The sequence below is a fragment of the Sphingomonas sp. BK036 genome (genome assembly GCF_004216825.1).
GTDB lineage: Bacteria > Pseudomonadota > Alphaproteobacteria > Sphingomonadales > Sphingomonadaceae > Sphingomonas.
The window spans coordinates 175,773-202,435 of record NZ_SGXR01000005.1 but is presented as its reverse complement, the minus strand read 5'-3'; the positions used below and the strand labels follow the sequence as shown (position 1 = coordinate 202,435).

Sequence of the window (26,663 nt, the reverse complement as noted above, 5' to 3'; positions counted from 1 at the left end):
ATCAGCGATCGGGTCCAGCATCGGCGTCGTACCCGCCCGTGCCGAGGGCAAAGGCAGAAGACCCATGCACCGAAGTGGTTGCGACGGCGGCACAAACCTGACCTCCGGCCTGGTAGCCGCTACTCCGGAACGGCCGGCAACGTCCGCACAGATGATCGATCCATTTCGGGTACGTAATGAATTGTCACGACGCCGACCGAATCATCTAGCGCCGATCACGACGCTATCAGGCGTCCAGCGCGAGCAGGGCGAACGTCGCCAGCCAGTGTTCGCCCATATAATCATCGGCAAGATGCGGCAGCGCCGCGGCGAGGTGCGCGTCGGCGATGCTGCGCACCCGCGCCGGGTCGGGCAAAGCCTCGGCGATCGATCGCCACCCCCAGGCGCGCGACAGGTTCACGCCGTCGAGATGCGCAAGCCGGCCGTCCGACCGATCGCTGACGAGCGCTGGCGCCTGCAGGCACGTCGTCGCCGCCCCGCACGGGTCCGGCAGGAACGCGCTCAACCACTCCTCGAACGAAGCCCCCAGCACGTCGCGCATCAGCACCGCCTCGCACAAGGTCGCCGACAGGAAATCCTCGCCGCTCGGCTCCCATGGCCGGCAATCCCGATCCGCCCCGAACCAGTCGCGCGCGCGCGCCTCGATCAGCGTCGCCAGCGCGGTGTCGTGCGTCCGCGCCCAGCGCAGGGCATGGACCAGCGCGAACGCGGTACAGTCATGCTTGCCGCTCCGGACCGGATAGACGAGCTTGGGGAGATAGTCCGCGAACCGCGCCGCGAATGCACGCGCGAGCGGCTCGATCGCCGCCGCCCAAGGCCGATCGGGTCGTAACGCCAGTTCGTCGTGCAGCGCCAGCAGCCAGCCCCACCCATAAGGCCGCTCGAAGCTCCCCGTCGTCGGCCGCGCCAGATAGGCGAGCTCGCCCGCCGCGCGCTCCGCCACTAGCATACAGTCCGCCAGCGCCTCGACCGCGGCCGCCTCGGGCATGGCAGGAAACAGCCGGGCCAGCCGCATTACCTGCCACCAGCCATGCACGCAGCTATGCCAGTCATAGCTGCCGTGGAAGATCGGATGCAGCGTCTTCGGCAATGCAAGATCGTCCGGCCCGCCCAGCGTCTGGTCGAGCTTGTACGGCCACTCTCGCGTGAGATGCCCCAGCGTCAGCGCGGCAAACCGCCCTGCGGTCGCCTGGTCCAGTGCGTGCGTCATTCGACTCTCCCAAACCCGCCGCCGCCGGGCGTCTCGATCACGAATACGTCGCCCGCGTGCATGTCGACGCGGGCCGTCGAGCCGAGCGGCTCCACACTGCCATCCGCCCGCGCGACGCTCGCCGAGCCGAGCCCGCCGCTCTCGCCGCCCGCCATCCCGAACGGCGCCAGGCGGCGGCGATTGGCGAGAATGCAGGCGGTCATGTCGCCGAGGAACCGCACGCGGCGCGTCCCGCCATCGCCGCCATGGTGCTGGCCCGCCCCGCCCGAGCCCCGCCGGATCGAGAATTCCTCGAGCAGCACGGGGAAGCGCGTCTCGAAGATCTCGGGGTCGGTCAGCCGGCTGTTGGTCATGTGCGTCTGGATCACCGCCGCGCCGTCGAAGCCGGGGCCCGCGCCTGCACCGCCCGCGATCGTCTCGTAATATTGGTGCGCGTCGTTGCCGAAGGTGAAGTTGTTCATCGTCCCCTGGCTCGCCGCCATCGCGCCGAGCGCGCCGAACAGCGCGTCGGTGACGACCTGGCTCGTCTCGACATTGCCGGCGACGACCGCAGCGGGATAGCGCGGGTTGAGCATCGAGCCCTCGGGGACGCGGATCGTGACACCACGCAGGCAACCGTCGTTGAGCGGTACCGCCTGGTCGATCAGCGCGCGGACGACGTAGAGCACCGCGGCGCGGACGATCGAGACGGGGGCGTTGAAGTTGCTCGGGCGCTGGTCGCTGGTGCCGGCGAAGTCGACCTCCATCGTCGCGGCCGCGCGATCGACGCGGACGGCCACGCGGACGACCGCGCCGTCATCCATCTCGTACGCGAAGTCGCCGTCATCGAGCGTCACGATCAGACGGCGGACGGCGGCGTCGGCATTGGCCTGGACATGCTCCATATACGCCGCGACGACGTCGGTGCCGTATTCGTCGGCCAGCCGCGCGAGCCCTGTCGCGCCGCGCGTGCAGGCGGCGAGTTGGGCGGACAGGTCGGCGATGTTCTGGTCGATGTTGCGGGCGGGATACGTGCCAGACGCAAACACGGCGCGGAGTTCGCTTTCGAGGAAGCGCCCTTCGTCGACCACCAGCACGTCGTCGAGCAGCACGCCTTCTTCCTCGACCGAGCGGCTTTCGGGCGGCATCGATCCGGGGGTTATGCCGCCGACGTCTGCGTGATGGCCGCGCGCGGCGACGAAGAACGCGGGCGCGTCGCCGTCATCCGCGAACACCGGCATGATGACGGTGATGTCGGGCAGATGCGTGCCGCCGCGATAGGGCGCGTTGAGCGCGTAGGCGTCGCCGCGACGGATACCACGCCCGTCCGCGCCGCCGCCGCGCGCGTCGATGATCGTGCGGATGCTCTCGCCCATCGAGCCGAGATGGACCGGGATATGCGGCGCGTTGGCGACGAGGTTGCCCTGCGCGTCGAACAGCGCGCAGCTGAAGTCGAGCCGTTCGCGGATGTTGACCGAGGCGGCGGAGCGCTGGAGCGCGGCGCCCATCTCCTCGGCGATGCTCATGAACAGCCCGGCGAAGATCGCGAGGCGGACTGGATCGGATTCGGTGCCGACGCTCGCGCCGACACGGGGGGCGATACGGTCGAGGATGAGGGTGCCGATCGGATCGACGCGCGCGCGCCAGCTGGGCTCGACGATGGTGGTCGAGACGCTGTCGAGGATCAGCGCGGGGCCGTCGACGCCGTGCCCGACGGGGAGGCCTTCGCGCGCCAGCACCGGCGTGTCGTGCCACGCGCCCGCCATGTAGACGGGCGCGGTCGCCAGAGGGGCCGCCGGTGCGTCCGGGAACGTGACCAGCGCTGCGTCGATCGGCGGGCTCTCGGCGATAGCTTCTGCAACGATCCGGTCGGCGATCAGCGGCGCGTCGCTGGCGAACCCGAACTGCGCGACGTGCGCGGCATCGAACGCGGCGATCATCGCGGCGGGGTCGTCGAGATCGAGCTCGATCGTGTGATCGGTCTGGCCGCGGCGCAGATGCACGCGGCGCTCGATCCGCACGTCGTCCGCCGGAACGCCCTGCGCCATCAGCGCGTCGCGCGCCGCGTCTGCCAGACCGTCCAGCGCCTGCGTGATCGCGGCATAGTCCGCAAACGCCGCACCAGACGTCGCCTCGCGCAGGACGCGGCGGTCGGCGAGCCCCATGCCGTATGCCGACAGCACCCCGGCCAGCGGGTGGATCATCACCCGGTCCATCGCCAGCGCATCGGCAACGAGGCACGCATGCTGCCCCCCGGCCCCGCCGAAGCACGCCAGCGTGTAGCGCGTCACGTCATGCCCACGCGCGACAGAGATCGTGCGGATCGCGTTCGCCATGTTCGCGACCGCGACCGCAACGAACCCTTCCGCCGCGACCTGCAGATCGAGCGGCAGTTCCGCGAACCGCGCGGCCACCGCGTCCGCATCGAGCGGGGCGTTGCCTGTTGGTCCGAACAGCGCGGGGAAGAATTCGGGGCGCACCTTGCCCAGCATCACATTGCAGTCGGTCACCGTCAGCGGCCCGCCGCGGCGATAGCAGGCGGGCCCCGGCACCGCGCCCGCGCTCTCCGGACCGACGATCAGCCTTTCCCCGTCGAAGCGGCAGATCGAGCCGCCGCCCGCCGCCACCGTATGGATCCGCAGCATCGGCGCGCGGATGCGGGCGCCCGCGATCAGCGTCTCGGTGTCGCGCTCATAGGTGCCGGCATAGTGCGACACGTCGGTCGAGGTGCCACCCATGTCGAAGCCGATGACGTGGTCGAACCCGGCCTCGCGCGCGGTCGCGGCCATGCCGACGATGCCGCCCGCGGGCCCCGACAGGATCGCGTCCTTCCCGCGAAAGCCCGCGCCGTCGACCAGCCCGCCCGAAGACTGCATGAACAGCGCGCCCTGCCCCAGCGCCGCGCTGAGCCCCGCGACATAGCGATCGACGACCGGCGACAGATACGCATCGACGACGGTCGTGTCGCCGCGCCCGATGAGCTTGATCAGCGGCGCAACGCGGTGGCTGACCGAGACCTGCGTGAAGCCGATCTCTGCGGCGATCTCGGCGAGCGCTTCCTCGTGCGCGGTGAAGCGATACCCGTGCATGAGGACGATCGCGATGGCGCGCAGCCCGCTATCGAACGCCGCCTGCAATCCCGCTCGAGCCGCGTCCGCATCGAGCGGACGGAGCACATCGCCCTCCGCCCCGACCCGCTCGTCGATCTCGACGACGTGCGCGAACAGCGGCGGCGGGCGGTTCACGTCGCGCGCGAAGATATCGGACCGTTCCTGGTGCCCGATCAGCAGCGCATCGCCGAAGCCGCGCGTGATTGCGAGGACGGTCGGCTCGCCCTTGCGCTCGAGCAGCGCATTGGTCGCGACCGTCGTCCCGATCCGCAATTCGAGGGGCACGTCGGCGCCATCGGTCAACCGCCGGATCGCCTCCACCGCCGCATCGTCATAGCGTTCGGGATCTTCGGACAGCAGCTTGGCAGTGACGATCCGCCCGTCCGGTTGCCGCGCGACGACGTCGGTGAACGTGCCGCCGCGATCGATCCAGAACTGCCATGCGGTCATCGGTTTATCAGCCCAGAAAAGCGGTCATCCGTGCGGCGGCATCGGTCCACGCCACCTGACGCTCGTCGAGCCACGCATTGTCGTAATAGGTGCAGCCATAGCGGTCGCCGCCGTCGCACAGCAACGTGACGATGCTCCCCGTCTCGCCCGCGGCCGCCATTTCCGCGATCAGCTGCGCACACGCCCACAGGTTGGTGCCGGTAGACCCGCCGACCCGCCGCCCGAGCCGGTCCGACAGCGCGCGCATCGCACCGATGCTGTCGGCATCCTCGACCGCGATCATCCGGTCAATCACCGAGGGGACGAAGCTCGGCTCGACGCGCGGCCGCCCGATCCCCTCGATCCGCGACGCGCACCCCTCGGGCAGCGCGGTGACCGAACGATCCTCGAAATGCTTGTGGAACACCGAATGCACCGGGTCCGCGACGCACAACCGCGTGTCGTGCCGGCAATAGCGGATGAACCGCCCGATCGTCGCCGACGTCCCCCCGGTGCCTGCGCCGCAGACGATCCAGGACGGGCACGGATGCTCCTCCTCGCCCATCTGTGCGAAGATGCTCTCGGCGATGTTGTTGTTGCCGCGCCAGTCGGTCGCGCGCTCGGCATAGGTGAACTGGTCGAGGTAATGCCCGCCGGTCTCCGCGGCGAGGCGGTGCGAGACCGCGTAGACGGTGCGCGGATCGTCGACCATGTGGATCTCGCCGCCGTGGAAGCGGATCGCGTCGAGCTTCGGCGCCGCGGTCGTCGCGGGCACCACCGCGATGAAGCGCAGGCCCAGCATCCTGGCGAAATACGCCTCCGACACCGCGGTCGAGCCCGACGAGGATTCGATCACTGTCGTCTCGGGTCCGATCCACTCGTTGCACAGCGCGTACAGGAACAGCGACCGCGCGAGCCGGTGCTTGAGGCTGCCGGTCGGGTGCGAACTCTCGTCCTTCAGGTACAGGACGATGCCGGGATATCGCGGCAGATCGACGCGGATCAGATGCGTGTCGGCGGACCGGTTATAGTCCGCCTCGATCCGCCGCACCGCGTCCGACAACCAGCGCCGGTCGACGCGCTTCGGCATTATTGGAGCCCGTGCCGGATCAGCATCGCGGTCGGCTCGGGGTCGCGCCCGCGGAACGCGCGGAAGCTGTCCGCCGCGGGCCGCGTCGCGCCGCGCGCGAGCACTTCCTCGCGGAACCGGTCGCCGGTCGCGCGATCGACGAGCCCCGCCTCGGCAAACGCCTCGAACCCGTCGGCGGCGAGCAACTCAGCATAGAGATAGCTGTAGTATCCCGACGCATAGCCGCCAGCGAAAATGTGGCTGAACGCGTGCGGGAAGCGGTGCCAGGCGGGCGGGCGGATCACCGCGACCTCGTCGCGCACCGCCTCGATCACCTCGATCGGATCGCTGCCCATCGTGCCGAGATGGAGCAACAGGTCGAACAGCGCGAATTCGACCTGGCGCAGGATGAACATCCCCGCCTGGAAATGCCGCGCCTTCACCATCCGCTCGAACAGATCGGCCGGAAGCGTCTCACCCGTCTTGTAATGCCCCGACATGCCGGTCAGCACATCCTTGTCCCAGGCGAAATCCTCCATCAGCTGGCTCGGCAGCTCGATCGCATCCCATTCGAAGCCGTTGGTGCCCGCGATGCTCGGCCGGTTCACCTTGGTGAAGAGCAAATGGATGCAGTGGCCGGTCTCATGGAGCAGCGTCGTCACGTCGTTATGGCTGAGCAGCGACGGCGTCTCGCCGCCATCCGGCGCGAAGTTGCAGACGAGATACGCGACCGGTACCGCGATCGTGTTGCCGTCCTGCAGCCGCGGCCGCGCCTGCGCCATCCACGCGCCGCCGCGCTTGCCGGTGCGCGCGTGGAGGTCGAGATAGAGCCCGGCGAACACCGCCCCGCTCTCGTCCACCACGTCGAAGAACCGCGCATCGTCGTGGTACAGCGACACATCGTCGCGCTCGACGAGCCTGATGCCGAACAGCCGCTCCATCAGCGTCTGCCAGCCCTCCATCACGCGTTCGACGGGGAAATACGCCTTCACCACCTGCGCATCGACCGCATAGCGATCCTGCCGCAGCCGGTTCGAGACGAACCCCGCATCCCAGGGCTCGAAATCGGCGATCCCGAGCTGCTCGGCGGCAAACGCCTTGAGCTCGGCAAGATCGCGCTCCGCCGCGGGCTTCGCGCGCCGCGCGAGGTCGCGCAGGAACGCGATCACCTCGGCGCCGTTGGGGGCCATCTTGGTTTCGAGCGACCATGCGACCGGGTCCGCGAACCCGAGCAGCTTCGCGCCCTCATGCCGCAGCTCGAGGATGCGCGCGATCCGGGCGCTGTTGTCGAACTCGCCCGCGTTCGGCCCCTGGTCCGACGCGCGCGTCGCGAACGCGCGGTACATCCGCGCGCGCAAGTTCCGGTTCTCGGCAAAGGTGAGCACCGCGTTGACGCTCGGCTGTTGCAGCGTGACCAGCCAGCCCGCCTGCCCCTTCGCCTTGGCGGCCTCCGCGAACATCGCCTTGTCCGCGTCCGAAATCCCGGCAAGATCCGCCTCGTCGGTCACCAGTTCGGACCACGCGTCGGTCGCATCGAGCACCGCGCTGCCGAACTCGTTCGACAGGCCCGACAGCTCGACCGAAATCGCGCTGAACCGATCGCGTGCCTCGGGCTCAAGCGCGACGCCCGACAGCGTGAAATCGCGGATTGCATGCTCGACCGCGACGCGGTCCGCATCCGGCAGGCTCGCGAACGCGGGCGAGACGCTGAGCGCGACGAACACCTCGTACAGATCGCGATTCTGCCCCACCTTCATGTCATTCTCGACGAGCCGCTTCTGCCCCTCCGAATAGGCCGCGCGCAGCTCGGGCGTGTCCGCCACGCCGTGCAGATGCGACACCGCCGACCAGATTGCGCCGATCTCGGTATTCGCGCGCTCATAGGGCAGCCAGGCGCCCGCGAAATCGGGCGGCCGCGCGTTCGTCAGCGCCTCGACCATCGCCTCGTGCCGCGCGATGGCCTCGTCGAGCGCAGGGGCGATCTGGTCGGGGGCAAGGTCGGCGAAGCGTGGCAGCGACAGCGTATCGAGAAGCGGGTTCATTGGAATTTCCTTCAGCATTCGACGACGTTGACGGCCAGGCCACCAAGCGACGTCTCCTTATATTGCGAGCGCATGTCCTCACCGGTCTGGCGCATCGTCTCAATCACCGCATCGAGGCTGACGATATGGCGACCGTCCCCGCGCAGCGCCAGATACGCCGCGTTGATCGCCTTGATCGCGCCCATCGTGTTGCGCTCGATGCACGGGATCTGGACCAGCCCGCCGATCGGATCGCAGGTGAGGCCGAGGTTGTGCTCCATGCCGATCTCGGCCGCATTCTCGATCTGTTCGTTGGTCCCGCCGAGCGCCGCGACCAGCGCCCCCGCCGCCATCGAGCACGCCACGCCGACCTCACCCTGGCACCCCATCTCGGCCGCCGAGATCGACGCGCGCTTCTTGTAGAGAAACCCGATCGCCGCTGCGGTCAGCAGGAAATCATGCGCGCCCTTGGGCGTCGGGTCCTTGGTGAACGTCTCGTAGAAGCGCAGCACCGCGGGCAGCACGCCCGCTGCGCCATTGGTCGGCGCGGTCACGACACGGCCGCCTGCGGCATTCTCCTCGTTCACCGCCAGCGCGTACAGGCTCACCCATTCGAACACCGCGGAGGGATCCGCCGCGGTATCGCGCGCCTGCAACCCCTCGAACAGCGCCTTCGCCCGCCGCGGCACCTTGAGGCCGCCCGGGAGGATACCCCCCTGCCGACACCCACGATCGATCGACGCGAACATCGCGACGCGCACCGCGTCGAGGAATGCGTCGGTCTCGCTGTCGGGCCGCCACGCGATCTCGTTCTCGCGGACGATCTCGGCGATCGTCATGCCGGTGGCCTCGCCCGTCGCAAGCAGCTCCGCCCCCGACGAGAACGGCCGCGGCAACAGGATGTTAGCCTTGACCGGCCCCGACCCCGCCTCGACGATCGCACCGCCGCCGATCGAGAAATAGGTCCGCTCGACGCTGCGCCCGTCGCCGAACGTCGCGGTAAACGTCACCGCATTGGGATGCCCCGGCAGGAAGGTCTGCGCATGGAACAGCAGATGCTGGCTTTCCTCGAAGCCGATCTCGACCCGCTCGGCGAGCATCAGCCGCCCGCTCGACCGGATCGCCGCCAGCCTTACCGGGATCAGGTCGGGATCGATCGTCTCGGGCTGCGCACCGCTGAGCCCCAGCATCACCGCGCTATCGGTCGCATGCCCCCGCCCGGTCAGCGCGAGCGACCCGTAAAGATCGACTCGCACCGCGACGGGCGCATCGTCCGCGACCAGGTCCGCGAACAGCCACGCCGCGCGCATCGGGCCGACCGTGTGCGAACTCGACGGCCCGATACCGATCGTGAAGAGATCGAGGATCGAGATCGCCTGGTGGCAATCCGGGCGTGCGCGGGTCTGCTCGTCTTGGCGATCGCGAATGAGTGGCTCCATGCATCGGCCCCTATCGCCTTGACCGGACGCTGGAAAGCGCGGACGTCGACCGCATCGACGTGGAACGCTGTCCGGCCCTGCACCACGCGGGTTGGCGCGCGCGTTTCACGGACCGCACCGATCCGATTGCACCCCCCGCACCCTTCGCCTATAGGCGCGGCCTATTCCGGCCTCGGCTTCGCGACGCATGTCGCGTAGGCTGGGGCCGCTCGATTTTCACCGCTTGATTTTCAGGGGACCGCGCATGGCTCGCCGCCGCCAGATCTACGAAGGCAAGGCCAAGATCCTCTACGAGGGTCCCGAGCCCGGCACGCTGATCCAGTATTTCAAGGACGACGCGACCGCGTTCAATGCCCAGAAGAAGGGCACGATCAACGGCAAGGGCGTGCTCAACAACCGGATTTCCGAGCACATCTTCACGCTGCTCGATCATATCGGCGTGCCGACGCACTTCATCCGCCGGCTCAACATGCGCGAGCAGTTGATCCGCCAGGTCGAGATCGTCCCGATCGAGGTCGTCGTGCGCAACGTCGCCGCGGGCTCGATCTCGACGCGTCTCGGGATCGAGGAGGGCACCAAGCTGCCCCGCACGATCATCGAATATTACTATAAGGACGATGCGCTCGGCGATCCGATGATCTCCGACGAACATATCGCCGCGTTCGGCTGGGCGAGCCAGGAGGAGATGCACGACATCGCCGACCTCGCGATCCGCGTGAACGATTTCCTGTGCGGGCTGTTCGCCGGCGTCGGCATCCGCCTGGTCGACTTCAAGCTCGAATTCGGCCGCATCTTCGACAACGACTTTGGCCGCATCATCCTCGCCGACGAGATCAGCCCCGATGGCTGCCGTCTGTGGGACATGGAAACCAACGAGAAGATGGACAAGGACCGCTTCCGTCGTGATCTCGGCGGTGAAGTCGAGGCCTATCAGGAGGTTGCGCGCCGTCTTGGCCTGTTGCCAGAAGGTGGCGACAATTCGGTCCTCGACCTCGAAAAGCATCGCAAGAACCGGGGCAAGTAAATGAAACTGAAGGTTTTCGTGACTCTCAAGCCCGGCGTGCTCGATCCGCAAGGCCGGGCGATCCATCACGCGCTCGGCAGCCTCGGCTTCGACGGCGTGCAGGACGTCCGCCAGGGCAAGCTGATCGAGTTGGAGGTCGCCGACGATACCGACGACGCGACGATCGACGGCATGTGCCGCAAGCTCCTCGCCAACACGGTGATCGAGAACTACCGGGTCGAGAAGGCATGAAGACCGCGGTCATTGTGTTCCCCGGCTCCAACTGCGACCGTGACATCGCCGTCGCGCTGGAGGCGGTGACCGGCGTCAAACCGCTCATGGTCTGGCACGGCGACGCCGATCTGCCCGCGGATGTCGGACTGGTCGCGGTGCCCGGTGGTTTCTCCTACGGCGATTACCTGCGCTCGGGCGCGATCGCCGCACGCTCGCCGATCATGCGCGCGGTCGTCGAGCAGGCGGGCAAGGGCCTGCCCGTGCTCGGCATCTGCAACGGGTTCCAGGTCCTGACCGAAGCAGGGCTTCTCCCCGGCGCGCTGATGCGTAACGAGGGTCTCAACTTCGTCTGCCGCGACGTCGCGCTGACCGTCGAGACATCGAGTTCGACCTTCACCTCGGGCTACAAGGCGGGCGAACGCGTGTCCTTCCCGGTCGCGCATCACGACGGCAATTATTTCGCCGACACCGAGACGCTCGACCGCCTCGAAGGCGAAGGCCGCGTCGCGTTCCGCTATGCCGAGAGCGTCAACGGTTCCGCGCGCAACATCGCCGGCCTGCTCAACGACAAGGGCAACGTGCTCGGCATGATGCCCCACCCCGAACGCCGCATCGAAGCCGCGCACGGCGGCACGGATGGCCGGCGCCTGTTCGAAGGCCTGATGGAAGCCGTCAGCGCCTAAATCGTCATCCTGGGCTCGACCCAGGATCCAGGGCCAAGAGCGCAATGGCCCTTGGCTCTGGATCCCAGCCTTCGCTGGGATGACCGGGGCTCAAACCCGCGTCCGGAACGGCGAGAAGTCCGTCCCCTCGTCATACACGTCGACGCCCTCGGCGCGCTTGAGCCACCCCACGACCAGATAGGTCAGCGGCGTCAGCAGCACCTCCCACGACACCTTCAGCAGGAACTGGCTGACCATCACCATCAGCATCGCATCGACCGGCCAGTCGGGCGCGCCGTAAAAGGCGAGCGGATAGAAGATCAGGCTGTCGAACGCCTGCCCCACCACCGTGCTGCCGATCGTCCGCGTCCACAGCATGCGGCCCCTGGTCCAGATCTTCATCCGCGCCAGCACGAAGCTGTTGGCGAACTCGCCCACCCAGAACGCGCAGATCGACGCGAGGACGATCCGCGGGACCTGCCCGAACACGGACTCATATGCTGCCTGGCCCGTCCAGCCCTGGTCGGGCGGCAACGCGACGACGACCGCGGACATGAACACCATGAACAGCATCGCGCCGAACCCCGCCCAGATGCAGCGTCGCGCGCGTGCATAGCCATATACCTCGGTCAGGATGTCGCCGATCACATAGCTGACCGGAAAGAACAGGATCCCCGCACCGAACGGCCACACGCCGATGAACGGCAGGTCGATCACCGCGCGCTTGCCCGCGCCGATCACGTTCGACAGCAGCAGGATCGTGACGAACGCCGCCATCACGAAGTCGAAATAGCGAAACTGCTCTGCGCGCACCGCACTCGCGGTGACCGGTTCGAGCCCCTGACGCTGATCCGTTCCGATTTTCATCCGTGCGTTATGATCGAGGTTCCAAGCCCGCACAATCCGCGCTAGTCCTCGCCGCAGCGCGCGCCCGTAGCTCAGCTGGATAGAGCAAGGAGCTTCTACCTCCTCGGTCGGGGGTTCGAACCCCTCCGGGCGCGCCAATCGCCGCACCCCGCCGCTGCAGATTCTACCGCGCCAGCTGGTCTTTCTCGATCACGCGCGCGCCCCGCGTCCGTCTTATGCACAGCGCCATTAACCAGAGGGCGATGCATGACAAACGCAGAAACGGCCTGGCCGCAGGCTTCGGAGCGGGACGAGGACAAGCGCTATTTCGCGACCCGCGCGCGCTGGCACGAGGAGCGCGCCGAGGTCGCCATCGATTCGAGCACCCGGACGCTGCATCTGCGTTTCGCCAGAATGTACCATACACGCGCACAGTAGCATTCTGGTACATTCCGCTCAGGAATTTCGTTATAAATACCAGGAACCTAGCAGCCTTGATGGGGTTTATGCGTCCAGATCGGACATAGGCATGCGGGCGTTCTGACGGGCACACCAACCCTCAAGCGCTCTCCGATGCGAGAACTCCAGCGAAGGTGACGACCATGAACAAGGACGAATTCCAGGGCGGCGCACGCTACGTCGGCGGCAAGGTCGAAAAGGGCGCGGGCGACGTCGTCGGCAGCCGCGACTGGCAGGTCGACGGCGTCGTGGATCAGGTCGCAGGCGGCGCGCAGAACCTGTACGGTCGCGCCAAGTCGGCGGTCGAGGATCTCGTCGACGGCGCCCCCGAACTCGCCGACAAGGTCAGCCAGGACGCACGTGACGTCGCCGAGCGTACCGCCGACGCGGCACGCCGCGGCGCGAAGACCGCGCAGGACTCCGCCAAGGATGCCCCCCTGCTCTGGGCGCTCGGTGCCGCCGCGATCGGCTACGGCCTCGCCTGGCTCGTCCACGGGTCGCGCGACTAATCCCTTGGCGACGCGGACCGCCCTGAAATCGCTGCGAGACTCGGCTGATTTGATGCACCTGCGTCAGATCATCGCCGGGCTCGACGAAGGCGTCATCCTGATCGATCCCGATCAGAGCATCCTGTGGGCGAACAAGGCCGCCCTGGGCATGCATGGCGTCGACTCGATCGAGGACCTCGGCGAGACAGTCGACGAGTATCGCGACCGGTTCCAGCTGCGATACCGCAACAACCACCGGCTTGATTCCGCCGATTATCCGATCGAGCGCGTCATGACCGGCGAGGCCTTCTCCGAGGTCGTCGTCGAGGTTGCAGTCAAGGGCGAGGACCAGCCGCGCTGGGTTCATCAGGTCCGCAGCCTCGTCCTCACCGACGACAAGGACGAACCCGAATGCCTGGTGATGATCATCCAGGACGTCTCTGCCCAGTTCGAGGCCGAGGATCGGTTCGAACAATCGTTCAACGCCAACCCCGCGCCCGCAGTCATCTGCCGGCTGTGCGACCTGCGCTTCGTGAAGGTGAACCAAGGGTTCGTCGCCATGACCGGTCACGATCGCGACGCGATCCTTGCACGGACGCTGTACGACATCGACGTGCTAGACCACGCGGAACAGCGCAAGCTCGCCAAGGATCGCCTCGCCGAGGGTAAAACCATCCCGCAGATGGAGGCCGAGCTTGCGCTGCCCGACGGCACGACCAAGCTCGTCATCCTCGCTGGCCAGCCGATCGACATGGGCGAGCAGCCCTGCATGTTGTTCACCTTCGCCGACCTCGAACCGCGTCGCAAGGCCGAGACTGCGCTGCGACATAGCGAGGAACGCTTCATGCGCACCTTCTCGCTCGCGCCCGTCGCGCTCGCGATCGGCACGCTCGACGGCCACCGCCTGTGCGACGTCAACGAGGCGTTCACCGATCTCACCGGCTATGCCGCGGCGGAAATCACCGACCGGCCACTGGGCGACATCGACCTGTGGGAAACCGCCGCCCTGCGTCACGATCTCGAGGAAGAGATCGAAGCCGGCCACCCGATCCGCGACCGCGAGGTCCGGATCAGGCTGAAGGATGGCGGCGTGCTCGACTGCATCGTGTCGACCGAACCGATCACGCTCGGCAACGATGCGTGCGTCCTTTGGGCGATGCGCGACATCACGACGCGCAAGACGTCCGAGCGCGAGCTCGTCAACGCGATCGAGGCGGTGATGCAGGACACGAGCTGGCTCAGCCGGTCGATCATGGAAAAGCTCGCGCGGATCCGCACGCCGCAGTCCGAACCGACCGGCGTCGGGCTCGGCGAACTCACGCAACGCGAACGCGAGGTGCTCGCGCTGATCTGCCGCGGTCTCGACGACAAGTCGATCGCGCGGACGCTCGACGTATCCGCCAACACGGTGCGCAACCATGTCGCGCGGATCTACTCGAAGATTGGCGTGAACCGCCGCAACGCCGCCGCGGCCTGGGCGCGCGCGCGCGGCTTCGATGGTGACTCGGTCGTCATCGGCACGCCGAACAGGGAGATCGCCGCATGACGCGCAAGACCGACGGCCGCGCCCGCGAAGCGAAGGGCTCCGTGCAGGAAGCGATCGGCAAGCTGATCGGCGACGTGCTCGTCGAGCAGCGTGGCGCGAGCGAGAGCAAGGCCGGCGCGCGCGACTCCGCCGCCGCCGCCAACACGAATTCCGACCCCGCACGCGCCCCGGAACCGGGTCCGGCCGCGGACGATGTCGGGCGCAAGGACGGCGCAGACTGACGCCGTTCGACTACCTACCGTACCAACAGGAGGAACTATGACCACCAACGTAACCCCCGGCTACGTGCCGGCCGACGACGCGCGCTTTGCAAAGACCGTCACCCGCGTCTCGTGGGGCGCGATCTTTGCCGGCGTCGTGATCGCGATCGCCGTCCAGCTCGTGCTCGGCATCCTGGGCACCGGCATCGGCCTCAGCCTCGTCGACCCGGTCGAGGGCACCACGCCCGGCGCAGCCGGCTTCGGTATCGGCGCAGGCATCTACTGGCTGATCACCACCGTGATCGCTCTCGGCGCCGGCGGCTACGCAGCGGCACGCGTCGCGGGCGTGCATGACCGCTTCGACGGCCTCGTCCACGGCCTCGTCGTGTGGGGCGTGACGCTGATCCTGACGCTCTATCTGCTGACCTCGGCAGTCGGCGGCATCATCGGCGGCGCCTTCCGTACCGTCGGTTCGGTCGCATCCGCCGCAGGGACCGGCATCGGCGCCGCAGCCCCCAAGGTTGCCGACGTTGCCGGGGTCGACGTGACCGACGTGCGCGACGAGGCTGCCCAGTATCTGGCGACCGCACCGTCCAATCCGGCGCAGATGACGCCCGAGCAGGCGCAGAAGGAAATCGCGCAGGAACTGCCCGCGCTCGCAAAGGGCGGCCAGGACGGCGCACAGGCTGAGAGCCGCATCGTCGACATCGTCGCCGCACAGCGCCAGATCAGCCGTCCGGAAGCACAGGCCCAGGTAACGCGCGCCAAGGCTCGCTTCGTCCAGACGAAGAACAACGCCGTGGCGACCGCGAAGACCGCCACCGACAAGGCCGCTGGTGCCGCTGCCGGTACGTCGTTCACGCTCGTGATCGCACTGATCATCGGCGCCGCCGCCGCTGCCTTCGGTGCAAGCGCAGCAACGCGCCGCCGCGTCTAAGACAAAACGTGTCGCGGCTGTCCGACAGCCGCGACCGTCACGAAAAAGGGCTCTGCCGGTTCGACCGGCAGAGCCCTTTTTTTTACACCTGTCTCAAACGCGTGCACCGCGCCGTTACCAGGCGGCGGAAGCTTGCAGCCTACAGCGCCAGGTCGGGGCTGCGATCCACCTTCACCCGCGTCGCCGCCGGCTTCGGCTGCGTGGACACCTGCACCGCAGGCGACGGCACCGTCAGCTGCAACGTCTCGGCGGTCGATGCCCAGGTCTGCGCGATCGCCTCCGGATTGTCGTTGAGCAACGTGCCATAGCTCGGCACGATCTCGCGGATCTTCGCCTGCCACGCCGGCGTCGCGAGATGGTTCGCGAACACCTTCTTCAGCAGGTCGAGCATGATGGACGGCGCGGTCGATGCGCCCGGCGACGCGCCGAGCAGCGCGGCGATCGAGCCGTCCTTCGACGCGACGATCTCGGTCCCCAGCTTCAGCACGCCACCCTTCTTCGGATCGCGCTTGATGATCTGCACGCGCTGGCCAGCCTGCCACAACCGCCAGTCGCCATCCTTGGCGCCGGGGAAATACTCACGCAGCGCCGTCATCCGGTCCGCGTCGGACATGATCAGCTGCCCGGCCAGATATTCGACCAGGTCGAAATCGTCCCAGCCGACCGCGATCATCGGCCGGAAATTGTCGAGCGTCACCGACGCCGGCAGATCGAAATACGAGCCTTCCTTCAGGAACTTGGTCGAGAAGGTCGCGAACGGCCCGAACAGCAGCGCCTGCTTGCCGTCCAGATAGCGCGTGTCGAGATGCGGCACCGACATCGGCGGCGATCCGACCGCCGCCTTGCCGTAAACCTTGGCGAGATGCGCCGTGGCGACCGAGGGCTTGTCGGTGACCAGGAACGAACCGCCGACCGGGAAGCCCGCATAATCATCGGCTTCGGGGATCCCCGACTTCTGCAGGATCGGCAACGCGCCGCCGCCTGCGCCGGCGAACACGAAGCGCGCGTTGATGATCTGCTTCTCGTCGCTCTTCATGTCGCGCGCGGTCACCCGCCAGCGCTTGTCGGGGCTCCGCTCCAGCGACCGCACCTCATGCCCCGTCGTCAGTTTGAAACCGGGCTGCTTGGCCATCGTCGCGATATACTGGCGGGTGACTTCACCCCAGTTGCAGTCGGTGCCCAGCGGCGAGCGCGTCGCGGCAAGCTTCATCTTGGGGTCGCGACCCTGCATCATCAGTGGAACCCACTGCGTGATCTGCGCCGGGTCGGTCGAGAATTCCATGCCCGAGAACAACGGGCTCGCCTGCAGCGCGGCATGGCGCTTGCGCAGGAATGCGACGTTTTCGTCCCCCCAGACCAGGTTCATATGCGGCGTCGAATTGATGAACGACCGCGGGTTGGCGAGCATCCCCGCCTTGACCTGATGGCTCAGGAACTGGCGCGTGACCTGGAACTGCTCGTTGATCTCGATCGCCTTCTTGATCTCGACGAGCCCGTCGGCGCTGTTCACCGGCGTATAGTTGAGTTCGCACAGCGCCGAATGACCGGTGCCCGCGTTGTTCCAGCCGTTCGAGCTTTCCTCGGCGACCTTGTCGAGCCGCTCGACCAGTTCGATCGTCCAGCTCGGCTCGAGCTGGTGCAGCAGCACCGCGAGCGTCGCGCTCATGATGCCGCCGCCGACCAGCAGCACGTCGACGTTGCGCTCGGTCGTCGCGGCATCGGCCTGCGCCATCGGCAGCATCGATGCGCCACCCACCACGCCTGCGCCGATCGCGGAGCCGAGCAGGTTCCGCCGGGTCACGCCACCGGCCTTTGCCGCGGTCGTGGAGGTCATGCCCGTCTCGGCACCAATCTTACTGTCGTTCATGTCGCGCGCCACCGTCCTACCTTCTCGTTGCGGTCTGGCCTCGCAAACAGTCCGCCGGCGAGCGGCGAAAAGGCGATGATCCATCACCGGATTATCGTCAGGAGCGCAGGCGAACGGACCCGACACCAGGATGCTGTCGACCGAGCACGATTGCTGCTCCGAGTCCTCGCCTAATCCGTCATTCGGGATTTTTGGGTGTCGCCATGTCTTGGATAAGCGGCGACTATCCGTGCCGGATATGGCATCCCTGACCGCGTCGCGCAAGTTTGCGCCCCGCGACGGCGATCGTCGCAGGTCATCCGGGGGCGGTTGGCGACCGCCCCGCCCGAGTAAAGGTCGCCCCCCGATCGCCCGGCTGCGCTGCTATTTGACGCCGTTATTTATACGTGCCCATGGTCACCTTCAGGACGGTCGGCGTGACCAGCGTGATCCCGTAATCGGTCTGGTCGCCATTCCAGATGCGGCTCATCACCCAGCGTCCGTCGGCCATCCGTCCCTCCTCGACGCGGAAGACCGAGCCGTTTTTCGGGCCATCCTTCGCCGTTCCGAAGGTCAGCCGGACATGATCGCCGACCAGCAGGAATTCGTTCGGTGACAGATGCGCGACCGCGACGCCGCCGACCGGCTCCTTCGCCCATACGGGCGGCTCGGACTTGATCCACGTCCAGTCCTTCTGCCCGAACTGCCATTCGCCATAGCTCGTGGCGATCGTCCAGTTGCCCATCGTGGTCGACTGGGCGGGCGTCGACTGGGCGGGCGCCCCCTGCCCCGCGACGTCGTCCGGCTTGACCGCGCCCCAGGTCGGATGCTCGTACGCGATCTTCGCCCAGTCGCGCCCCATCGTCGACAGCGCCGCATATTTCAGCCCGATCGAATCGAGCGTCTCGTCGTCCAGCGCCTTCGCCCCGAGCGGGTAGTTGAAATACCCCGTGTCATCCATGCCGAACGGCGCATAGCCGATCGCGCCGCGCCCGATCGCTGCGTAGAAGAACCGCGCAAACTCCTTCGCGTTGCCGATCTCGGGCACCATCAGCGCATTGTCGGGCCGGGCATACGCATCCAGGTACAGCGCGACATGGCCCGCATCGCGGTCGTAAATGTCGGGTGCCTGGAAATCGAGCGCGGGCGCGGCCGCCTTCCAGATGTCGAGCACGTCCTGCTGCGGCCCGCCGCTTGCGACCCCGGTCGGATCGGGCACGTTCGACGGCCCCGCGAGCGATGCGTTGACGTACATCGGCAGGGGCTTGATCGCCTTGCCGGCCGCGGCGATCTCGTCGACGAAGCGCGCGGTGTGCCACGTATTGAACGCACGATCCGCCTGCTTCCCGAACATCTGCGTCCAGCTTCCGCCCGGCTTCTTCAGCGCGCGGGCAAGCTCGGCGGGCACGGGCTTGGCGAACACCGCCTCGGCCTGCGCGCCATAGTCGCGCGGCGAGCGATAGCTGCCGACCTCGTTCTCGGGCTGTACCATGATCACCGTGTTCTGCAGATCATGCGCCTTGAGGTATTTCATGACCTCGACGAACGCGCGCTTGTCCGCCTCCAGCGTCGCGCGGAACATCGGCGAATGGACGTAATGGTCGGTGCCGTCCTTCAGCTTCATCCGCGGGAACCGGCGATTGTCGGCCTTGAACCAGTCGGGGGTATAGCCAGGCGCGGTGTTCTTCCACGTCCCGAACCACAGCAGCACGACCCGCTTGTCATGCACCCGCGCCTGCTCGAGCAGCGTCTGCAGGAACGTCATGTCGAACCGCCCCTCGACCGGCTCGACCTGCTGCCACGCGATCGGAATCTCGACCGTATTCGCATGAATCCGGTCCAGGACCGGCCAAACCTGCGCCAACGCGGACGGATAGTTGCTGCTATTGTTGACCTGCGCCCCAAGCATCAAAAACGGCGAACCATCGACCATCAGCGCATGCCGGCCGCCCTTGGAGACGATCCGCGGAACCTCGGTCGACGTTTGTGCGGATGCCATGCCCGCGATCAGCGACACGGACAGGGCCATCCCGGCGACCATCTTCTTCATGCGAACCATGGTTCATTCCTTCATTGCGGAAGCAACGTCTTCGCAGCCCCCCTTACCAGTCGGTGCGGACGGTGTTCTGACCCGTGCGAATGCAGACCCGCCGCCGATGCGCGCATCGATAGCCTACAGCCATCAGAAGGTGATGCGGGCAACCCCGCTGATCTGGCGGTCGCTCATGATCAGGTCGCGTGGGCGGCTGGTGATACCGTAATAGGTCGACCGCACCGTGTTGGTCAGGTTGGTCCCGTTCAGCGTCAGCGACAGATGCGGCGTGATGTTCGCGGTGATCGATGCGTCAAGCTGCCCCGACGCCTTCTGGAACTGCGGCAGGTTGCCTGTGCCGTTTGCCGAGGTCGTCACGAGGAACTCGCTGCGCCAGTTATACGCCACGCGGGCCGAGATCAGGCCACGCTCGTAGATGCCGATCAAATTATAGTTATACTTGGAGAGCCCCTCCAGCGACAATTGCGTCACCGGACCGTCGCTCGCCGGGCTCGGCGCCTGCGAATCGACATAGGTGAAGTTTGCCTGGACACCCAGGCCACCCAGCGCGCCGGGGAGGAAATCGAAGAACTGCTGATACGCGACTTCCGCGCCCTTCACCTTCGCCTTGCTGGCGTTGTTGTAGGTGGTGACGTCGTAGGTCGCGGTCACGCCATCGGTGAAGGTGACGTTACGCGGCGTAATGACCGTCTGGATATAGTTGGAGATATCCTTGTAGAATCCGGCGACCGTCAGCGATCCGCTCTTGGCGAAATACCATTCGAGAGAGGCGTCGAAATTCGTCGACTTCATCGGCTTCAGATACGGATTGCCGGTCGACGTGACATGCTGCTGGTCGATCTGCGCGGTGCCCGGCTCGGTGATCGTCAGGCTCGGGTTGAGCTGGTTGAAGTCCGGCCGCGAGATGTTCTTCGACGCGGCGAACCGCAGCTGGAGCCGGTCAGTCAGGCGGCCGCGCACGTTGAGGCTCGGCAGCACCGACGTGTAGGTATTTGCCTCGTTCACCTCGGTAAAGGTGGGCGCGGCGGTCGACTGCGTCCCGTCGGGTGCGGTGATCAGGTCCACCTGCTGATAGAAGCCCGATACCGCGACCTTGCTCTGGACCACGCGCACGCCGAGGTTGCCGTCGATCGGTACCGGCAGGTCGTCCGCCTTGAAGACGGCCGCGGCATAGCCGGAATAGGTCTTTTGCGCCTGCGTGTTGGTGCCGCTCGGCACGTAGCCGGGCGTCGAGGTGATGCCGAGCGACTGGCGCGTGTCGTCGTAGCTGAGGACCGTCGGCAGCGAGAACGCCTGGATGTCGCCGAAGAGATCCGCCTGCCCGCGGAAGAAGCCGCTGAGATCGACATAGCGCAGGTTGGTCGCTGCCCCCGTCAGCCCGGTATAGCGATAGCCGGTATCGCTAGTCCGGTTGCGACGATCCGCGAACCGGAACCCGGCCTTGATCGAGCTGAGGATCCCCCCGTCGAACCGATATTCGCCGTCGAGGCGGCCGACCTTGTCGGTGCCCTTCGAGTTGTTGAGGTTATCGAGGTAGAAGCCCTTGCTGTACGTCGCCGGGTTCGCCAGGCCGTTGGCGGACGTGATCTGGAACGCGGGGACTTCACCCGAGATATCCTGGGTCAGCGTGGTGGCGACGCCGCTCAAGCCGACGATGGAATTCAGGTTGTCGGTCTTGGAATCGACATATTGGAGATCGCCGGTGATCGTCAGGTTTGCGGTCGGCTTCCATTTGCCGTTGAGCGAGTAATCGGTCGTGACCGAATGGCGCGATCCGATCGAGGTGTTGTTGCCGATCGGAACGTCGGTGAACGTCCCGCTCTGGAAATCGCCGTTCGGCGCATAGGTGAACACCGCCCCCGGCTGCGGCGTGATCGACGCGCCGCTGGTGTACGCGAAATAGCTGTAGCCATAGGATCGCAGCTTGTAATCGTTGCGGAACACCTCGCCGGTGAATTCCAGCGTGTCGGTTGGCCGCCACTGCAGCGACACGTCGATACCGAGACGACGACGGTCGCCGAACACTTCGCCGATGCCGGTGCCGTGCGGCAGCGTGGTGGTCTGGCCATTACGCCCAAGCGCGGCCAGCGTCGCGGCGTCGTTGGCGTTGCTCGGGTCGAGCGTGTAGAACGGCTCGGTCGAGATCGTGTCCTGACGGAAACTGGTCTTTTGATACGAGGCGCTTGCGAGGATGCCGATCTCGCCAATGCCGGTGTCCCAGCGATCGCTGACCAGCAACGACGCCGATGGCTTGCTCTTCTTGACGAGGTCGTAATAGGTGTTCGTCGCCGCACCCGAGACCTTGAAGCCGTCAAAGTCGAACGGCTTGCGCGTGCGGAAGTTGATCGTGCCGCTGAGCTGCCCCTCGATCAGGTCCGCCGACGGGTTCTTGTAGACATCGATCCCGGCGAGCAGCTCGGAGGGGACGTCCTCCAGGCTCAGCGCGTTGCTCGAATTGTTGGCAGTGAAGATGTCGCGCCCGTTCAATTCGGTCCGGACCTGCGTCAGCCCGCGGATCGCGACCGAACTGCCTTCGCCGAAATTGCGCTGGATCTGGATACCCGAGATGCGCTGCAGAGCCTCGGCGATGTTGCGGTCGGGCAGCTTGCCGATGTCCTCGGCGACGATCGAATCGACGATCTGCACCGAATTCCGCTTGATGTTCTGCGCGGACTGAAGGCTCGCGCGGACGCCGGTGACGACGATATCGCCGGGTGCGGCTGCGTCGGCAGCGGGTGCGGTATCGGCGACCTGGCCCGGATCGGCGCTCGGCGCGACAGTGCCGCTGGCCTGTTGCGCGTTTGAGGGGGCGGTGGTGGCGGGGGCGTCCTCCTGGGGCGCCGCAGTCTGCGCCTGGGCTACCGAACCCACCATCACCAGCGCCAGCAGCGACACGGTCGTGCTGAGGCCCTGGATGCTGCCGATGCGAATCTTGGAACGCTTCATCACACTCTCCTCCGGCAGGTCTGGGCCTTGCGGGCCGCCTGCGGTTCACTCTTGGATATCGTGTGCGGCGGCGCCGCTACCGTATCGACCGCGGCGCCTAGCGAATGATCTCGACAAATTATATGCTAATTGCGTTTACGCGGACAAAAAATGAGAATTGATGATAAATATGTCTCACTAGAATCTCAGGGGCAGTTGCAGTCAGGCAGCTATATGCTCCGGTAACCGCCTCAAAATGATGGTTGCGAGACAAGGGGCAGATCGTTCGAGCGCATCACACACCATACCGGCAATTTTCATTTGTAGGACTTGTTCATCAGCCATAGTATGTGCTGCTTATACGTCCGACTGACGATGACGCAGCGCGGCCCACCGTATCTGGGGAGAGGATCTTGGTGACGTTCAGCAAACGCGAGCTGCTAGGGGCACCGTTGGGTGCAGCACTTGGCGTCGGCGCACGGTCGCGTGCCGCCGCATCGACCCAGGGACGACCGCCAGCGCTGTTCGACCGGGCGATCACACCCGGTCGGTTCGAGTCCACCGCGCAGTCGCTTGCCGGCTACCGCGCGCCGGACTGGTTTCGCGACGCCAAGTTCGGGATCTGGGCGCATTGGGGACCGCAGGCGGTTCCTGGCCAGGGCGACTGGTATGCGCGCTTCATGTACGTGCCCGGGCACCCGCATTACGATCATCACCTCAAAACCTACGGCCACCCGTCGACATCGGGGTACAAGGACATCATCCCGCTGTGGCGCGCGGAAAACTTCGATCCTGATGCGCTCGCCGCGCGCTATGCCGCCGCGGGCGCACGCTACCTCGTGTCGATGGGCGTCCATCACGATAATTTCGACCTTTGGCGGTCGAAGCATCAGCGCTGGAACGCCGTCGCGATGGGACCGAAGCGCGACATCGTCGGCGCGTGGAAGGCGGCGGCGGTCCGCCGCGGACTTCGCTTCGGCGTGTCCGAACATCTCGGCGCGAGCTATTCCTGGTGGTATCCCAATCATCTCTACGATCAGTTCTGGCCAAAGCTGGGAGTCGCATATGACGGCGCCGATCCGCGCTATGCCGATCTCTACCACAGCAACCGCGACGAGCCGTTCCTCAACACGCCGGCGAGCTGGTACACGACCAACCCGACCTATCACGCGCTGTGGTTCGACCGGATCCGCGACCTGATCGACAGTTACCAGCCCGACCTGCTCTATTCGGACGGCGGCCTGCCGTTCGGCGCGGTCGGCCGCTCGCTCCTCGCGCATTTCTACAACAGCAGCATGGCGCGCAACGGCAAGCTGGAGGCCGTCTATAACTGCAAGGATACGGGCTCGGGCGCGTTCAGCACGGACTGGGCGGTGCAGGACGTCGAGCGCGGGGTCCTCAAGGGGATCAATCCGCATCCCTGGCAGACCGACACTTCGAACGGCGACTGGTTCTTCGACCGGAACGGCACGTACAAGACCACCGACGAGGTGGTCGCGATGCTGGCCGATGTCGTCAGCAAGAACGGCAACCTGTTGCTGAACGTCGTGATGCACGCCGATGGCAGCCTGCCGGCAGAGTCCGATCGGTTGCTGAGCGATCTGGCGCCATGGATGGCCGCCAACGGCGAGGCCATCCACGGTACCCGCCCCTGGACCATCTATGGCGAAGGACCCACCACCGCCGCCGCGGGGGCGTTTGCGGAAAAGACCAGCTACACGCCACGCGACATCCGGTTCACGACCAAGGGTGACACGCTGTATGCGATCACGCTCGGCATGCCGCAGGGGCAGACGGTGATCACGTCGCTGGCCCAGCCCAATCCGCACGAACGCCGCCGCGTCCGTTCGGTCCGCCTGCTTGGCCGGCCCGGCGGGATCGCGTTTCGTCAGACCGGACAGGCGCTGGTCATCGATCTGCCGGCGGTCCTGCCGACGCGTCACGCAAGCGCGTTCGCGATCGCGTTCGCCTGACATAGTATAGGCTTGGAGAGGCTTTTTGACGCATTCGATTATCCGCGGGCTGCGGTTTGCCCTGCTCGCCGCGGCGACGCTGTCGGTACCGCTGGCCGGCATCGGTCCGGCGATCGCACAAAGTGCCGCCGGGCATCCCGACTGGCCGGGCCGCGGCGATCTGTTCGTCGGCGCCTGTTATCAGCCGATCGACCGGTCGCCCGAACAGATCCGCCAGGATATCGCGATCATGAAGGCGGCCGGGTTCACCATGGTCCGGATGGGCGATCTGTCTTGGGATTCGTTCGAGCCGCAGGACGGGCATTTCACGTTTGAATGGTTCGACGCGATCCTCGACCAGATGCACGCCGCGGGGATCAAGGTGCTGCTCGACATTCCCGGTCAGCCCGCGCCGACCTGGCTGCACAAACGCTATCCCGGCGTCGACCTCGTCACGCAGGACGGCGTCCGGCGCAACGCGGCGACCCGCTATTGGGACAATATTAGCGATCCCGACTATCGCCGGCTCGTCCGGCGGCTCGCCGAGCAGATGCTCAAGCGCTACGCGCATAATCCTGCGGTGATCGCGATCGGCTACACCAACGAGATCGGCAACGGCCAGATGTCGTATTCGCCGGCGGACCGGCAACGCTTCGTCGGCTGGCTGCAGAAGAAATACGGGACGATCGCGGCGCTCAATACCGCCTGGGCGACGCAGCGCTGGTCGCGCCGGATCAACAGCTGGGACGAGGTCGACCTGCCCTATGGCAACGGACCCGGACCGAACGAGCGCAATCTCGACCTTCGCCGTTTCTGGTCGGACGATACGATCGGCGCGCTCACCGAGCTTGAGGCTGTCCGCAAGGAGCATGCCCCCAACCTGCCCGTCGCATCCAATTTCTGGCCCGACGCATGGACCAAGGGGTTCGACTATCTGCGGTCGTGGGACAAGGTCTCGACCTATGGCGGACAGGGCTTCTATCCGGGCGAGCCGCTCGGCGCGGCGCTGGACGTCTCGCGAAACCGCGCCGCGCACGACACGCCGATGTGGCTGAACGAGTTCACCGCCGGCGGTGGCGGCTATTACGGGACGCCGGGCCGGTCGCGGATGTGGGCCTATTTCGGGCTGATCTATTACGCGCAGACCTTCCTCGCCTGGACGTTCAACTCGCATAGCGGCGGCGAGGAACAGGGGCTGTTCGGCTTGGTCGACCATGACGGCCGCGCGTCGTGGAAGGTCGGCGAGTTCGGCCAGATCGCGAGCGAGTTCGCCAAGCTGAAGACGATGGGCTTCCCCCGTTACCGCAAGCCCGAGGTCGCGATCGCCTATTCGTTCCAGACCAACTGGCTGACCTCGCCCCCGCCCGGGCCCAACACGATGCAGGAATATTTCAAGACCAGCTATCCCGACCAGGCGAAGGCCGCGCTCGAACCGCTGTTCGTAGACAACATCGATACCGCCGTGATCGACATCGGCCACGACCCGATCGATCGCTACAAGCTCGTCATCCTGCCGAGCGCGTACATGATCGACAAGGAAACCGCGGACGCGGTGCGGCGCTATGTCTCGAACGGCGGTACGGTCATCATGACCGGCTATTCCGCCAAGGTGGACGAGACGGGCAAGTGGTTCGAGACGCCGCTGCCCGGCCGACTGACCGATGTGTTCGGCGTGCGGACGAACGAGTTCTACCGTGCCGAACAGCCGCTGAAGGTGACGTTCGAGGGCAAGGAGCAAACCGGCAGCGATCCCTATTACGAAGTGCTCGAACCCAGCACGGCCAAACCGTTGGCGATGTTTACCAACACCCCCCGGCCGAGCCCTGCGATCACCGTCAACCGCTTCGGCAAGGGTCGGGCGATCTATCTCGCCACTGCCGCGCAGCCCGCCTTTCTCGATCCGCTGGTCCGGTCGCTTTATGCCGAACTCGGGATCGAGCGCGGCCCCGTCACGCCGCCGGGCGTGGTCGCCCGGGTCGTCGAGGGGCGCACGTTGTACGTCAACACCAGCAACGCGCCCGTGCGCGTCGCGCTCGCCGGCCAGAAGCAGGATACGCTGACGGGCAAGACGCAGACCGGCTCGCTCGATCTTGCGCCCTACGGGGTGGCGCTCCTGCGGTAAGGCCGGTCGACCGCCCCTGCCCGGCACACGCAGCCCCCGTCGTCCGGGATCTTCGGTGGCTGGCCGGGCAGAGTCGGAACGCCTGATCATAGGCATCCGGCCGTCGACGAGAAATCTGGTTGATCTGCATCCC

19 protein-coding genes and 1 tRNA gene are annotated in these 26,663 nt (G+C 66.4%); 11 read left to right on the top strand and 9 right to left on the bottom strand.

Annotation, left to right across the window (positions count from 1 at the left end; all coding sequences use genetic code 11):
• Positions 1-226 precede the first annotated feature (226 nt).
• From EV283_RS11165 to EV283_RS11145, 5 genes are read right to left on the bottom strand one after another with little or no spacing between them, the layout of a single operon-like run.
• Positions 227-1,210 carry a DUF2891 domain-containing protein gene (locus EV283_RS11165; RefSeq protein ID WP_130325378.1) on the bottom strand — a complete coding sequence of 328 codons (984 nt, stop codon included), beginning with the start codon at positions 1,208-1,210 and terminating at the stop codon, positions 227-229.
• Positions 1,207-4,749, bottom strand: coding sequence for a hydantoinase B/oxoprolinase family protein (locus EV283_RS11160; RefSeq protein ID WP_130325376.1), 3,543 nt, complete (start codon positions 4,747-4,749; stop codon positions 1,207-1,209). The genes EV283_RS11165 and EV283_RS11160 overlap by 4 nt, the downstream gene beginning before the upstream one ends.
• Before the next feature lie 7 nt (positions 4,750-4,756).
• Positions 4,757-5,818, bottom strand: coding sequence for a PLP-dependent cysteine synthase family protein (locus tag EV283_RS11155; protein ID WP_207223111.1), 1,062 nt, complete (start codon positions 5,816-5,818; stop codon positions 4,757-4,759).
• The gene (locus EV283_RS11150; RefSeq protein ID WP_130325372.1) at positions 5,818-7,839 is read right to left on the bottom strand and encodes a M3 family metallopeptidase; all 2,022 of its coding nucleotides are present in this window, start codon (positions 7,837-7,839) and stop codon (positions 5,818-5,820) included. The genes EV283_RS11155 and EV283_RS11150 overlap by 1 nt, the downstream gene beginning before the upstream one ends.
• 11 nt (positions 7,840-7,850) lie before the next feature.
• The gene (locus tag EV283_RS11145) at positions 7,851-9,257 is read right to left on the bottom strand and encodes an L-serine ammonia-lyase (protein WP_130325370.1); all 1,407 of its coding nucleotides are present in this window, start codon (positions 9,255-9,257) and stop codon (positions 7,851-7,853) included.
• Between the two features lie 244 nt (positions 9,258-9,501).
• On the opposite strand from EV283_RS11145, the gene purC reads away from it, so the two are divergent.
• Genes purC through purQ form a run of 3 tightly spaced genes read left to right on the top strand, consistent with a single transcriptional unit; the run spans position 9,502 to position 11,177 of the window.
• Positions 9,502-10,281 (top strand): phosphoribosylaminoimidazolesuccinocarboxamide synthase, encoded by a 780-nt coding sequence (gene purC, locus EV283_RS11140; RefSeq protein ID WP_055876188.1) that lies wholly within the window; start codon positions 9,502-9,504, stop codon positions 10,279-10,281.
• Positions 10,282-10,512 (top strand): phosphoribosylformylglycinamidine synthase subunit PurS, encoded by a 231-nt coding sequence (purS, locus tag EV283_RS11135; protein ID WP_031439802.1) that lies wholly within the window; start codon positions 10,282-10,284, stop codon positions 10,510-10,512. It abuts the gene before it with no gap.
• On the top strand, positions 10,509-11,177 hold the full coding sequence (gene purQ, locus EV283_RS11130; RefSeq protein WP_130325368.1) for a phosphoribosylformylglycinamidine synthase subunit PurQ: 669 nt from the start codon (positions 10,509-10,511) through the stop codon (positions 11,175-11,177). The genes purS and purQ overlap by 4 nt, the downstream gene beginning before the upstream one ends.
• A gap of 90 nt (positions 11,178-11,267) precedes the next feature.
• On the opposite strand, the gene EV283_RS11125 is transcribed toward purQ, so the two are convergent.
• On the bottom strand, positions 11,268-12,023 hold the full coding sequence (locus EV283_RS11125; RefSeq protein ID WP_130325366.1) for a queuosine precursor transporter: 756 nt from the start codon (positions 12,021-12,023) through the stop codon (positions 11,268-11,270).
• Between the two features lie 60 nt (positions 12,024-12,083).
• Between EV283_RS11125 and EV283_RS11120 the strand changes: the two genes are divergently transcribed.
• From EV283_RS11120 to EV283_RS11100, 6 genes are all read left to right on the top strand, one after another.
• A tRNA-Arg gene (locus EV283_RS11120) sits at positions 12,084-12,160 on the top strand.
• Positions 12,161-12,269: 109 nt separating this feature from the next.
• Complete coding sequence (locus EV283_RS19155; protein ID WP_165391762.1) at positions 12,270-12,440, top strand: hypothetical protein; 171 nt, start codon at positions 12,270-12,272, stop codon at positions 12,438-12,440.
• 164 nt (positions 12,441-12,604) lie between these two features.
• On the top strand, positions 12,605-12,970 hold the full coding sequence (locus EV283_RS11115; protein ID WP_130325364.1) for a CsbD family protein: 366 nt from the start codon (positions 12,605-12,607) through the stop codon (positions 12,968-12,970).
• 52 nt (positions 12,971-13,022) lie between these two features.
• Positions 13,023-14,495, top strand: coding sequence for a PAS domain S-box protein (locus EV283_RS11110; protein ID WP_165391761.1), 1,473 nt, complete (start codon positions 13,023-13,025; stop codon positions 14,493-14,495).
• Positions 14,492-14,716, top strand: a complete 225-nt coding sequence (locus tag EV283_RS19330; RefSeq protein ID WP_056414623.1) for a hypothetical protein — start codon at positions 14,492-14,494, stop codon at positions 14,714-14,716. Before EV283_RS11110 ends, EV283_RS19330 begins: the two co-directional genes overlap by 4 nt.
• A 37-nt stretch (positions 14,717-14,753) precedes the next feature.
• Positions 14,754-15,632, top strand: coding sequence for a hypothetical protein (locus EV283_RS11100; protein ID WP_130325360.1), 879 nt, complete (start codon positions 14,754-14,756; stop codon positions 15,630-15,632).
• A 139-nt stretch (positions 15,633-15,771) separates the two neighbouring features.
• Here EV283_RS11100 and mqo read toward each other — a convergent pair whose 3' ends face one another.
• From mqo to EV283_RS11085, 3 genes are all read right to left on the bottom strand, one after another.
• The gene (mqo, locus tag EV283_RS11095; RefSeq protein ID WP_207223109.1) at positions 15,772-17,499 is read right to left on the bottom strand and encodes a malate dehydrogenase (quinone); all 1,728 of its coding nucleotides are present in this window, start codon (positions 17,497-17,499) and stop codon (positions 15,772-15,774) included.
• Between the two features lie 376 nt (positions 17,500-17,875).
• Positions 17,876-19,528: a DUF5597 domain-containing protein gene (locus tag EV283_RS11090; RefSeq protein WP_130326061.1), complete on the bottom strand. Its 1,653-nt coding sequence runs from the start codon at positions 19,526-19,528 to the stop codon at positions 17,876-17,878.
• Between the two features lie 132 nt (positions 19,529-19,660).
• Positions 19,661-22,477: a TonB-dependent receptor gene (locus EV283_RS11085; protein WP_130325358.1), complete on the bottom strand. Its 2,817-nt coding sequence runs from the start codon at positions 22,475-22,477 to the stop codon at positions 19,661-19,663.
• A 395-nt stretch (positions 22,478-22,872) separates the two neighbouring features.
• Between EV283_RS11085 and EV283_RS11080 the strand changes: the two genes are divergently transcribed.
• Together EV283_RS11080 and EV283_RS11075 are read left to right on the top strand one after the other, a co-directional pair.
• Positions 22,873-24,429 carry an alpha-L-fucosidase gene (locus EV283_RS11080; protein ID WP_242615921.1) on the top strand — a complete coding sequence of 519 codons (1,557 nt, stop codon included), beginning with the start codon at positions 22,873-22,875 and terminating at the stop codon, positions 24,427-24,429.
• Between the two features lie 25 nt (positions 24,430-24,454).
• The gene (locus tag EV283_RS11075) at positions 24,455-26,530 is read left to right on the top strand and encodes a beta-galactosidase (protein WP_242615920.1); all 2,076 of its coding nucleotides are present in this window, start codon (positions 24,455-24,457) and stop codon (positions 26,528-26,530) included.
• Positions 26,531-26,663: the final 133 nt, after the last annotated feature.

Bases quoted from the DNA above. Each gene is read 5' to 3' on its own strand.
- EV283_RS11145 (WP_130325370.1), bottom strand. From the start codon at position 9,257: ATGGAGCCACTCATTCGCGATCGCCAAGACGAGCAGACCCGCGCACGC.
- EV283_RS11090 (WP_130326061.1), bottom strand. From the start codon at position 19,528: ATGAAGAAGATGGTCGCCGGGATGGCCCTGTCCGTGTCGCTGATCGCG.
- mqo (WP_207223109.1), bottom strand. From the start codon at position 17,499: ATGAACGACAGTAAGATTGGTGCCGAGACGGGCATGACCTCCACGACC.
- EV283_RS11150 (WP_130325372.1), bottom strand. From the start codon at position 7,839: ATGAACCCGCTTCTCGATACGCTGTCGCTGCCACGCTTCGCCGACCTT.
- EV283_RS11155 (WP_207223111.1), bottom strand. From the start codon at position 5,818: ATGCCGAAGCGCGTCGACCGGCGCTGGTTGTCGGACGCGGTGCGGCGG.
- EV283_RS11110 (WP_165391761.1), top strand. From the start codon at position 13,023: ATGCACCTGCGTCAGATCATCGCCGGGCTCGACGAAGGCGTCATCCTG.
- EV283_RS19330 (WP_056414623.1), top strand. From the start codon at position 14,492: ATGACGCGCAAGACCGACGGCCGCGCCCGCGAAGCGAAGGGCTCCGTG.
- EV283_RS11085 (WP_130325358.1), bottom strand. From the start codon at position 22,477: ATGAAGCGTTCCAAGATTCGCATCGGCAGCATCCAGGGCCTCAGCACG.
- purQ (WP_130325368.1), top strand. From the start codon at position 10,509: ATGAAGACCGCGGTCATTGTGTTCCCCGGCTCCAACTGCGACCGTGAC.
- purC (WP_055876188.1), top strand. From the start codon at position 9,502: ATGGCTCGCCGCCGCCAGATCTACGAAGGCAAGGCCAAGATCCTCTAC.
- EV283_RS19155 (WP_165391762.1), top strand. From the start codon at position 12,270: ATGACAAACGCAGAAACGGCCTGGCCGCAGGCTTCGGAGCGGGACGAG.
- purS (WP_031439802.1), top strand. From the start codon at position 10,282: ATGAAACTGAAGGTTTTCGTGACTCTCAAGCCCGGCGTGCTCGATCCG.
- EV283_RS11115 (WP_130325364.1), top strand. From the start codon at position 12,605: ATGAACAAGGACGAATTCCAGGGCGGCGCACGCTACGTCGGCGGCAAG.
- EV283_RS11100 (WP_130325360.1), top strand. From the start codon at position 14,754: ATGACCACCAACGTAACCCCCGGCTACGTGCCGGCCGACGACGCGCGC.
- EV283_RS11125 (WP_130325366.1), bottom strand. From the start codon at position 12,023: ATGAAAATCGGAACGGATCAGCGTCAGGGGCTCGAACCGGTCACCGCG.
- EV283_RS11160 (WP_130325376.1), bottom strand. From the start codon at position 4,749: ATGACCGCATGGCAGTTCTGGATCGATCGCGGCGGCACGTTCACCGAC.
- EV283_RS11165 (WP_130325378.1), bottom strand. From the start codon at position 1,210: ATGACGCACGCACTGGACCAGGCGACCGCAGGGCGGTTTGCCGCGCTG.